The organism is Deefgea sp. CFH1-16 (assembly GCF_016881365.1).
Taxonomy (GTDB): Bacteria; Pseudomonadota; Gammaproteobacteria; order Burkholderiales; family Chitinibacteraceae; genus Deefgea.
This window is the reverse complement of sequence record NZ_WLYT01000001.1, coordinates 532541-542197: the sequence shown is the minus strand read 5'-3', so window position 1 is coordinate 542197 and position 9657 is coordinate 532541. Positions and strand designations below refer to the sequence as shown.

The 9657-nt window shown below is 48.2% G+C and carries 11 protein-coding genes and 1 pseudogene; 7 read left to right on the top strand and 5 right to left on the bottom strand.

Annotated elements, in window-relative coordinates:
* Nucleotides 1-54 precede the first annotated feature (54 nt).
* From GKO28_RS02845 to GKO28_RS02835, 3 genes are all read left to right on the top strand, one after another.
* Nucleotides 55-291 (top strand): hypothetical protein, encoded by a 237-nt coding sequence (locus tag GKO28_RS02845; protein ID WP_182075294.1) that lies wholly within the window; start codon nucleotides 55-57, stop codon nucleotides 289-291.
* A 15-nt stretch (nucleotides 292-306) separates the two neighbouring features.
* A complete protein-coding gene (locus GKO28_RS02840) occupies nucleotides 307-555 on the top strand; it encodes a C13 family peptidase (protein ID WP_182075293.1) in 249 nt (82 codons plus the stop codon).
* Between the two features lie 657 nt (nucleotides 556-1212).
* Nucleotides 1213-2058: a hypothetical protein gene (locus tag GKO28_RS02835; RefSeq protein WP_182075292.1), complete on the top strand. Its 846-nt coding sequence runs from the start codon at nucleotides 1213-1215 to the stop codon at nucleotides 2056-2058.
* Nucleotides 2059-2291: 233 nt separating this feature from the next.
* Here the strand turns inward: GKO28_RS02835 and GKO28_RS02830 are convergent.
* A pseudogene (locus GKO28_RS02830) lies at nucleotides 2292-3022 on the bottom strand (YebC/PmpR family DNA-binding transcriptional regulator).
* A gap of 364 nt (nucleotides 3023-3386) precedes the next feature.
* Between GKO28_RS02830 and GKO28_RS02825 the strand changes: the two are divergent.
* From GKO28_RS02825 to GKO28_RS02810, 4 genes are all read left to right on the top strand, one after another.
* The gene (locus tag GKO28_RS02825) at nucleotides 3387-4067 is read left to right on the top strand and encodes a PDZ domain-containing protein (protein ID WP_203563867.1); all 681 of its coding nucleotides are present in this window, start codon (nucleotides 3387-3389) and stop codon (nucleotides 4065-4067) included.
* Entirely contained in the window at nucleotides 4064-4204 is a 141-nt protein-coding gene (locus tag GKO28_RS02820) for a hypothetical protein (protein ID WP_182075290.1), read from the top strand. Before GKO28_RS02825 ends, GKO28_RS02820 begins: the two co-directional genes overlap by 4 nt.
* Nucleotides 4167-4922 carry a S41 family peptidase gene (locus tag GKO28_RS02815; RefSeq protein ID WP_182075289.1) on the top strand — a complete coding sequence of 252 codons (756 nt, stop codon included), beginning with the start codon at nucleotides 4167-4169 and terminating at the stop codon, nucleotides 4920-4922. The genes GKO28_RS02820 and GKO28_RS02815 overlap by 38 nt, the downstream gene beginning before the upstream one ends.
* A 207-nt stretch (nucleotides 4923-5129) precedes the next feature.
* Nucleotides 5130-6680, top strand: coding sequence for a S41 family peptidase (locus GKO28_RS02810; RefSeq protein ID WP_182075288.1), 1551 nt, complete (start codon nucleotides 5130-5132; stop codon nucleotides 6678-6680).
* Nucleotides 6681-6706: 26 nt separating this feature from the next.
* Here the strand turns inward: GKO28_RS02810 and GKO28_RS02805 are convergent, their stop codons facing one another.
* The 4 genes from GKO28_RS02805 to GKO28_RS02790 are packed head-to-tail and all read right to left on the bottom strand — an operon-like array spanning nucleotide 6707 to nucleotide 9607.
* Nucleotides 6707-7351 (bottom strand): glutathione S-transferase N-terminal domain-containing protein, encoded by a 645-nt coding sequence (locus tag GKO28_RS02805; RefSeq protein WP_182075287.1) that lies wholly within the window; start codon nucleotides 7349-7351, stop codon nucleotides 6707-6709.
* A gap of 2 nt (nucleotides 7352-7353) precedes the next feature.
* Complete coding sequence (locus GKO28_RS02800; RefSeq protein ID WP_182075286.1) at nucleotides 7354-8178, bottom strand: hypothetical protein; 825 nt, start codon at nucleotides 8176-8178, stop codon at nucleotides 7354-7356.
* Nucleotides 8175-9059 (bottom strand): 4-hydroxybenzoate octaprenyltransferase, encoded by an 885-nt coding sequence (gene ubiA, locus GKO28_RS02795; protein WP_182075285.1) that lies wholly within the window; start codon nucleotides 9057-9059, stop codon nucleotides 8175-8177. The genes GKO28_RS02800 and ubiA overlap by 4 nt, the downstream gene beginning before the upstream one ends.
* On the bottom strand, nucleotides 9059-9607 hold the full coding sequence (locus GKO28_RS02790) for a chorismate lyase (RefSeq protein WP_173533543.1): 549 nt from the start codon (nucleotides 9605-9607) through the stop codon (nucleotides 9059-9061). The genes ubiA and GKO28_RS02790 overlap by 1 nt, the downstream gene beginning before the upstream one ends.
* Nucleotides 9608-9657: the final 50 nt, after the last annotated feature.

Genomic DNA, 9657 nt, shown 5'->3' with positions numbered 1-9657 from the left:
ATTGGTGATCGCTGGGTTTGACCAACCTGCAGTGTGTTTAGCAATGAAATGAAATTGGCGGCTAAGCAGTTGGGCAAGGTTTTTAATGCGCAATCGCGGACTTTGCTGCTGAGTAATTCGACACAAGATGCCGAGTTAATATCACAAGTAACACCATTTCGATTACAGAAAGCGATTGATAAGTTCTCACAAAAAATGAATGGCGAGGAAGATTTATTGGTGGTCTACATCGTATCGCACGGTAGTAAAGATGGCGTGGCCTTAAAGCAGAGTGGCGTGCCATTGGTTTAGCTTTCTCCTTATCAGATGCAACTGGCCTTACTTGAAGCGCCGACACCGTGGAAAGCGGTATTTATTTCTGCCTGCTATTCAGGTGTCTTTATGGACACCTTAAAAACCAGTAAATCGATGGTGATGACAGCGGCAGATGCCACGCATCCTTCATTTGGCTGTAATTTTGGTCAGAAATATACCTATTTTGGTAATGAATTACTCAATGATCGCAATTTTGCTGCTCCAGTGGATTGGTATTCGATTTTTTCAAGATACGGTTAAAAATGTGAAAGACAGAGAGCAAGGCCGAGGCTTTGAGCATTCGAATCCACAGTTTTGGATGGGACCGGACTTTGCGGCGTATTTGGCGAGCTTTAACGCTGAATCAATCACGTCGTCACAGTAAACCCATAAATAGCGTGAACTACGTTGTTTGCTGATATCCCGAGCTGAAAATTGATGGCCATCGCTTGGCTGAGCTCACTTTAGATTTTTGCTGGATATGAAAAAGCCACCAAAATTTTTTGGGCTTTTTTTATGCTTCAAATTCAGCATATTCTTTGTTAAACCGCAGAGTTGACTGTCGCGTACGTGTCGGCCAAATCAATCGATGCTTAGAGCGCCACCAAATGTTTGCGCTTGAGAGTGGTGTTTTATGACAAATAAAAGTAAATAGTTGTGTTAAATTTGGTGAAAAGTATGAATGTGTAAAAGTACACATTTGATAGAATTCGGCTCGTTGACTGGCGTATTTAGCCTTTGATGTTGAGTTTAACTTGGCAGCTAGAGAGGCTTAAAGTCCATACCCTCTAAGAAAAGATTTGTTTTTTATGGTGGTTTTGGCTGCTTTATACGCCTTATTGGTGTTTTAACATCCCATGCTTGGGTGGCACCTCCAGTAAGTCATACCACTTTTTTTAAAATATAAAGCTGAAACTGATGAAAAACTTATCTCGTTCTAAATGGCAAGCTGTCACTGCCAGTATGGCCCTCGTTGCGCTACTGTCTGCTTGTGGTGGCGGTGGAGGGGGCGACCTGGTGATTAACCCTACGCCAACCCCTGTGCCACCATTAAAAGCTTGGACTGGTCCAAGCCAATTTATGCTTACTCAGCCCGAAACCGGCACTAGCACGACCAAGCTATTGGTTGCGAGTGTAGATGGTGCCGTTGACCTTGATGGCACTCGGCGTAATTTCCAAGCCGCAGCAATGCCAGATGGCCAATTAGCCTTTAGTGCCGGTCAACCGTGGCAGGAAGACGCGAGCAAAATCTCGCGCTCGATGCAGGGAATCAACGGTAAAAAATTATTCACGGTGGATTATCCAGACGATAAATCGGTGAGTCTGATCGGTGGCGGCTTGGCTAATCAGGCGACGGCGGTTCGCGATTTTATTGCGCTATGCACGCCGGGTAAGCGATATTTTCTGGTGAATGCGGATGCACAGCGGGTGTTTGCAGACAGCTTGGCACAGTTTAAAAATCAAACTTTGCAAGCTAAGAATTTTACTGCAAGTCAGTGTTCAGCAGCATTAAGTGTTATGCAATTTGATGCCTCTGGCAATGTGACTTTGAATACCACTCAAAGCGGCAGCCAGCCAGAAGCGATTAGCGCTAGCCAAATGCTATTGCTGGCAAATGGTGGCCATGTGTTAACGGCTGATGGTATCGGCAAACGCAGCTTCATGTTTTATTCGCTGACTGATACTGCTGGTACTCGTATGTTGATTCAGGAATTTGTGGTTTATCCAAATCAACAACAGAATTACATCCGTATCTGGTATTGATTAAACCTCGCAGAAAATGGATGGGTATCGCTTCGCTCCACTCATCCTACGATTTTGCGCGATAAAAAAAAACCACCAAATATTTGGTGGTTTTTTATATGCTGCAATTTCACGATGCTTGAACGCAGCCTATTCCAGTTATGAATCAAAGCTGACACGAAGGTGAGCCGTAGACAGTGCTGTAGCACGGCAAGGTGCTGCCGACAAAGTCAGGTTTGAATTCAGAACTGGAATTATTCTTCGTCAAATACCGCCGTGGTATACACCTCTTGCACATCGTCTAGGCTTTCTAGGGCGTCGATCAGTTTTTGCATTTTGATCGCATCATCGCCTTCAAGCTCAGTCTCGGCTTGCGGTTTCATGGTGGATTCGCCCATTTCGGCTTTAAAACCGGCCGCTTCGAGCGTTTCTTTGATGGTGACAAAATCGTAAGGTGGGGTGATCACTTCGATTGAGCCGTCGTCATTGGTCGTTACATCATCAGCACCGGCTTCGAGCGCGCGGCTTCCATTAACGCATCTTCATCCGTACCCGGCGCGAAAATCAAATAGCCGCAATGCTTAAATTGGAACGACACGCAGCCGTCCGAACCCATATTGCCGCCGTATTTGGCAAAAGCATGACGAACGTCAGCCACGGTGCGCACTTTATTGTCAGTCAGACAATCCACCATCACTGCTGCGCCATTGAGACCGTAACCTTCGTAGCGTGTCTCTAAATAATCCACACCGTCAAGCGAGCCTGAGCCGCGTTTAACCGCATTTTCGATATTGTCTTTTGGCATCGATTGCGCTTTGGCTTTATCAATCGCCAAACGCAAACGAGGATTCATCAGTACATCGCCACCGCCCATTTTGGCGGCAACGGTGATTTCTTTGATCAATTTGGTGAAAACTTGGCCGCGCTTGGCGTCTTGACGGCCCTTGCGGTGTTGAATATTTGCCCACTTGCTATGACCTGCCATGCTGCACCTGTATTTTTCATTGAGTCGATAGGACGATATTCTAGCACGGTCGTCGATAGCAAAAAATATCCGCAGACGGTCATTGCTCGCCATTTGATTGGGCGCAGAGTTTATGACGCGGTATTGCCTTGAATAAAGTGGCATTGTCACCTTTATGCGACGCTGAGCGCGGTGATGCTGCATTAGATATTGTCAGCCGTTGTCGGCATTTCGTCGCTCAAAGTGCGTATTTGCCTTTGAATTAACACACTAGGGTTTTTATTTACATATCAGCGTTTTATTATTTATTTATTTCTTGTTTAGTCAGCTTGATGTTTCTTGTTTATGCGTCTAGCATCTTTCAAAATTACATTTAAAAGTGAATATGATGCGATTTAATCAGGGGCAAAAATGGGCATTGCGTTGTTCGGCAATGGGTTTCACGGCGTTATTGAGTGCTTGCGGTGGTGGCGGTGATGGCCCAGGGATTTTTGATGGCCCACAACCCGATTTGGGGAATAAGCCAGTCGTCACACCTGCACCCAGCACGGCGGTGGTGGCGCAAAAATGTTCAGTGAATAATCCTTATCGCTTTGACGACACGCCATTGAGTACTAGCGGTACTTTGAATGATGAAAAAGCCTGGCTCAAAGACAATATGAGTAAAACTTACCTTTGGTATAAAGACATGCCAGTGGTGAATGCTGCGGCACCGGCATTTAGTAATGAATCCCAAGTGTATGGCGCTTTGTCGGCATATTTTGAGGCGCTAAAAACGCCGACGCTGACCGCTTCGGGCGCTAGAACCGATAAATTTAGTTTCATGGAAATCACCCGCGAATGGAATGGTTTATTCGAGTCAGGCAAGGTACTGGACTACGGTATTCAGTGGCACTACACCGGCGACGCGCCACCGCTGGCAATACGGGTGGCTTATGTTGAACCGAATTCACCGGCAGCACTGGCTGGTATTGTGCGCGGTGATGTATTGAAATCGGTGGATGGTGTAGTGGGCGACGGTAGCGTTGCCGGTTTTCGGCCTTACTCTATCCACGCAATAGTGTGACGCATCAATTTATTTTTGAACGGGCTGGTAGCGTGCAACCCGTTAGCATGGCCGCAGCCGACATCACCATTTCTCCGGTGCCGATGAATAAAGTCATCGATGTGGCCGGTAAAAAAAACTGGGTATTTATTATTTAATTCGCATATCTCAACCGCTGAGCAGCCTTTAATTAAGGCGGTGCAAGGATTTAAAGATAATAATGTCAGCGAATTAATTTTGGATTTACGCTATAACGGCGGCGGGTATTTATATATTGCCAGTGAATTGGCCTATATGATTGCAGGGGAAAGAGCAACACAAAATAAAGTATTTGAGCGTTTGCAATACAATGATAAACGTCCTGTCGACACCGCCAATGGTGTAATGCCGTTTTTCAATGCAACGGATAAAAATCAATTTTTACCGACTTTAAATCTTAAACGGGTTTATATTTTGGCGTCTGGTAATACTTGTTCAGCGAGTGAATCAATTATTAATAGCTTGCGCGGTATTGATATTGATGTACAAATTATTGGCAATACCACGTGTGGTAAACCTTATGGCTTTATGGGTAAATCCAATTGCGGTATTTCTTATTTCCCGATGGAATTTAAAGGCGTAAATGATAAAGGCATGGGTGATTTTGCTGATGGTTTTGCGCCACAGTGCAGCGCTAATGATGATTTTACTAAGCCATTGGGCGATAGCAGCGAAGGTCTACTTGCCGCCGCGATTTATCGTCAAGCCAATCCGAATTTATGTAAACCCGCTACAGCGATGGCTTATTCCGGTACGGCTCGAATCGGGCAGGGCGCTTCGCAAGGCTTGGTGATCAAACCTGAAATGCAAAATAATAAGTATTGGACTGTTCGTTAAGTTAGCCAACGTGAAAAAACGCCAAGACTGTGATGTCTTGGCGTTTTTTTATGCGCGCTTCCTGCCTTGCCTCAGGCCAAAATCCGTGTAAACGCGGCAGGCAAACCATACGTCAACAGACCCGAGGGGGATTTAAACGCTGACGTCGCTTGTTTTTTGTCGCTTGCCCACTAGCATGGAGTATGTATTTCCATCGGTGAAAGCCAAATGAAATTTAATAGTGGGTTTGTGCTTTGCGGGCTGATTTTCTTGCTCACTGCTTGTGGCGGCGGTGGCGGTGGCGGTGGCGGTGGTGGTTCAACATCGACTACACCGAGCCCAACGCCCACTCCGGGTACGGCAATTGCGCAAAAATGCTCCCCTAATAATCCCTATCGGTTTGACGATACCGCTTTTAGTACCACCGGCACTTTGAATGACGAAAAAGCATGGTTGAAAGCCAATATGCAGGAAAAATATTTATGGTATCTAGAAATACCGAATGTGAATCCGGCGTTGGCGCAATTTAGCCAAGAAGCCAATCCTTATGCATCGCTGGATAATTATTTCGAGGCGCTTAAATCGCCCAATTTAACTGCGTCGGGTGCAAAAAAAGATCAATTTAGTTTCACGGCGTTAACGCGTGATTGGCTAGGTTTTTTAGAAAGCGGTGCCGTTTTAAATTATGGTATCGAATGGCATTACAGTCGCACTAGCGCGCCATGGCAAATGACAGTGGCGTATGTGTCACCCGGCTCGCAAGCGGCGTTAGTTGGGGTGTTACGGGGGGACCAATTAAAAACCATTGATGGTCTGCCTGCTGATGGTACGGCCAGCAATCAAGCGGCGGTGAATGCTGCGCTATATCCCAAAGCCGCGAGCTCACATAATATGGTGTTTCAGCGCGGCGCGAGTGTATTGAGTTTTAATGTTGTAGCCGATAGCACTAAAACCATGCCGGTATTGACGGCACAGATTATCAATACCGCCAGTGGGCCAGTGGGGTATTTGGTGTTTAATTCGCATATCAGCAGCGCCGAAAAACCATTAATTGATGCGATTAATTTATTTAAAAACAATAATGTTCAATCATTAATTTTAGATTTACGCTATAACAGTGGCGGTTATTTATATATTGCCAGTGAATTGGCGTATATGATTGCCGGGCCGAATCAAATTCAAAATCGGGTGTTTGATCGTTTGCAATTTAGTGATCAACGCCCCGCGCAAACGGCGTCAAATGTCATCCCATTTTATGCCACGGCACAATCCACACAATCGGGAATGGCGGGGCAGTTATTGCCCAATTTGAATTTAAAACAGGTTTTTATTTTAGCCACAGAAAATACCTGTTCAGCCAGTGAAGCAATCATTAATGGTTTGCGCGGGATTGATGTTGATGTGCAAATCATTGGTAAAACCACCTGTGGCAAACCGTACGGCTTTATTGGTCAATCCAATTGCGGGATTTCTTATTTTCCGATTGAATTTATTGGCAGTAATGCCAAAGGGTTTAGTGATTTTACCGAAGGGTTTGCGCCGCAATGCATCGCCAATGATGATTTTAGCCGGCCTTTGGGCGATATCAACGAAGGCATGCTGGCAGCGGCTTTATATCGGCGCAGCAACCCCAATTCGTGTAAGCCGCCGATTGCGCTTAATCGCTCTGTGGCGACGGGGGCAGCGCTCGGTGCCGCTGGTGCTGCGACTACTGATCCAACTGCGTATATTGCCAAACCAGAAATGTATAAAAATCAATACTTGGCATGGCCGAAATAGGCGCTGCGCTTAGTCCAATGGCGCGTTTATACCTCAGTCGGAAAATAGCGTGGGGCATCACCCGCTTGCCAGCGCGGATATTTTTGCATACCAGCGTCAAAAAAATCGTCCTGCAATACGCGCGCGAGCCATTGCTGTAGCAGTGGATTGGCATGCTGTAAAAACCAATCTGGAGCAACTGCTGCAAATTGCCGAATAAACGGCGCAATGGCGGCATCGCTAAGGCGAAACTCCGCGTCGATCAAATAGGTATGTGCTGCTAGCCTATTGCAGATATTAGCTTCAAGCCAATACATGGCATTGTCTTGATGCTGCTGGTGGCTCAATGCCAGATGCCGCTCGGGGTATTTGTAGGCGTCGAGCAAGGGCTTAAATTCGATGTCGTGCTGCAAGATTAAAGCCATTTGCTGCACAGCCAAATCGCTGGGATGCCAAGCATCTTGGCCCAGCGCCCACAGCATAATCTCTAAGCTCTCCGTGATCACTTGGCCATCCGGTAGACATAGCACCGGCACCGTGCCTTTGGGCGACACCGCCCACAGTTCAGTTGGTTTCTCTCGCAATACCACTTCACGGATTTCAACGCGAAGTTGCGTATGCCAAATGGCCCAACGGGCGCGCATCGCGTAGGGGCAGCGGCGAAATGAATACAAAATGGGGGTGTGCGACATGCTTAAATCCAGTGCGTAAGTTGCGCCAATAGCCCACAAGTGAGCCAACTGATTGCCAACAACGCCAATGGTTTGGCGCTGCGGTGAATGCCGTAGGCCAACAGTAGTAGCAGCAATAACACAGTAATGCCGCCCCAAATCGGCGGCAATGCGCCGATGATGGCGCTACTGGTGGTGCCAATGAGCAACCACGGTAGCGCACTGCAATAGTATTGCTGCGCGCGGCTGGGTTGGCTCGCGGGAGCGAGTTCGGGTAGGTTGACCAGTAACGGCGCTAAAAATTGTTGTGGCGCTTGAATCAGCCCTTTGACTAAAGCGCTCGATACCACCGGCGTGACGCCCGCTGTGAGTAGCAGTCCTTGCAAACCTAAGCTGTCTTCCGCGCCGAGTGCTTCGCTGCTTGGCGCTGCTGCTGGGCTGCGAAAAATGCGAATTATTTGCCAAAATGCGCCGCCGATGGCCAAGCACCATGCGGCCAATTGCTGGCTGGCAGGCAGGCGATTAAAGCCGATGAGCAGCGCCAATGCCCCGCCGATGATCAAGATGGCGTCATTGGTTTTGTGTTGTAGCAAGCGCCAAAAAGTATCGCTAGCAGTTTGATAGAGCGCCAAGCCGGTTAGACCTAATCTTTGCAGTATGGCTTGGCAGGCGTTAATACCAAATATCTGCAGGGCAATACCAAGGATTTTTTCTTTTTTACTTGCCGTGCCGTGCGGGTAATTTTGCGCGATTTCTAGCCAATACCATTGCCGCGCCGAACCCGATTCTAAATCTGAAATCCGCCGCATTAAGCCGCCTTGCTCTGCTGTGGTCAGCGCGGTGTTCATAGTGCAATCGGCCAAGCGTAATCGAGTACTAAGGCGGCAAAAATCAGTGCACCGATGCGATTATTAGCCAAAAAAGCCGCAAAGCAGGCGTCGCGCTGCCGGCCACGAATCCGCCGATACTGATCAATCACGGCCAGCATCACCAAGGCCAAACCGGCAAAATAAATCAGCCCACGGCCAGTGGCATAACCAATGCCCAACATGCACAGCACAAATGCGCCAAAGCACAGCATCACCGCTGCCACGTCAAAGCGGCCAAAGGTAATAGCTGAGGTTTTGATGCCGATTTTTAGATCGTCGGGCTTATCGACCATGGCGTATTCGGTATCGTAAGCCACGGTCCAGAGTAGATTGGCTGCGACCAGCGCCCAAGCAATCAAGGGCACGCTGCCGGTTTGGGCGGCAAACGCCATTGGAATACCAAAACTAAACGCAATGCCTAAATACGCTTGTGGGATGGCTAAAAAGCGCTTGGTAAAAGGGTAAGATCCCGCCAAAAATACCGCAGGAATAGTGAGTAATAACGCCAGCTGGTTCAGCGGCAACGCCACCAATAAAGCCAGCAACGCCAAGGCAGCGGCAAAATACAGCGCGGCTTTGGGCTTAATCTCGCCAGTGGCTAAAGGCCGATTTTGGGTGCGCGCAACATGGCCATCAAAATCACGATCGGCCCAATCATTCATCACACAGCCACTGGAGCGCATCAGCCAAGTGCCAAGGCAAAAAATCAATAACAAAGACCAATCCGGCCGACCTTGCGCGGCAATCCATAAGCCCCAGAGCGTGGGCCAGAGCAGTAATAAAGTGCCGATGGGTTTGTCCATACGGGCTAAACGAATATACGCCGACCAGCGCTGCGGTTTGAAAAGGGGCGTTGGCATTAAATGGGTTCGCAAGGTGAAGGCAAAAGAAAATCACTTAAAAAAACTTCGGTGACCAACAGCTGCGCCGCGCCAGAATAAAACACTGAGCGCCGCGCCCATAAAGTCGCGGCTTGCCCGCCGACGGCGGCTTGGGCTTTTTGCCATAAAGGATGGCGCGGGCTGAGCTTACACCAGGCCAATGTCGAGCGACGAATGCACGGATCGGCAAACAGCAGCGCGCCTAAAGGGCGGCTGCCGGAGCGTTCAAACAAATGAAAGCCGGCTTGTAAGTGCTGTCGACAGGTAATGCTATGGGCAAATACCAAGGGGCGCTCTTGGCTACACAGTAAAACTTCGCGTGTTGCGACGTGGCTGGCGCTTGGCAGCTGCAAAATTTGCGTTTCATCTGGGTGTGGGCGGCGAAAGCCTTGTTGTAAAACGCGCACGGTTAATTGCGGAAAATGCGCGATTAAACGTTGGGTTAATGAGCCGCGTTCGCTCAACCAAGGTCGCAACGACCACGGCGCCAAGGCCAAGGGCGTATGCCAAAAAGCGGTATGCAGCATAGGGCACAGAAGGGGTTCATCAAAACCGAGCCATTATGCCATAAAAGCCT

Bases quoted from the DNA above. Each gene is read 5' to 3' on its own strand.
- GKO28_RS02815 (WP_182075289.1), top strand. From the start codon at position 4,167: ATGTGGCCGGTAAAAAAAACTGGGTATTTATTATTTAATTCGCATATC.
- GKO28_RS02825 (WP_203563867.1), top strand. From the start codon at position 3,387: ATGATGCGATTTAATCAGGGGCAAAAATGGGCATTGCGTTGTTCGGCA.
- GKO28_RS02800 (WP_182075286.1), bottom strand. From the start codon at position 8,178: ATGAACACCGCGCTGACCACAGCAGAGCAAGGCGGCTTAATGCGGCGG.
- GKO28_RS02790 (WP_173533543.1), bottom strand. From the start codon at position 9,607: ATGCTGCATACCGCTTTTTGGCATACGCCCTTGGCCTTGGCGCCGTGG.
- GKO28_RS02810 (WP_182075288.1), top strand. From the start codon at position 5,130: ATGAAATTTAATAGTGGGTTTGTGCTTTGCGGGCTGATTTTCTTGCTC.
- GKO28_RS02840 (WP_182075293.1), top strand. From the start codon at position 307: ATGCAACTGGCCTTACTTGAAGCGCCGACACCGTGGAAAGCGGTATTT.
- GKO28_RS02805 (WP_182075287.1), bottom strand. From the start codon at position 7,351: ATGTCGCACACCCCCATTTTGTATTCATTTCGCCGCTGCCCCTACGCG.
- GKO28_RS02835 (WP_182075292.1), top strand. From the start codon at position 1,213: ATGAAAAACTTATCTCGTTCTAAATGGCAAGCTGTCACTGCCAGTATG.
- ubiA (WP_182075285.1), bottom strand. From the start codon at position 9,059: ATGCCAACGCCCCTTTTCAAACCGCAGCGCTGGTCGGCGTATATTCGT.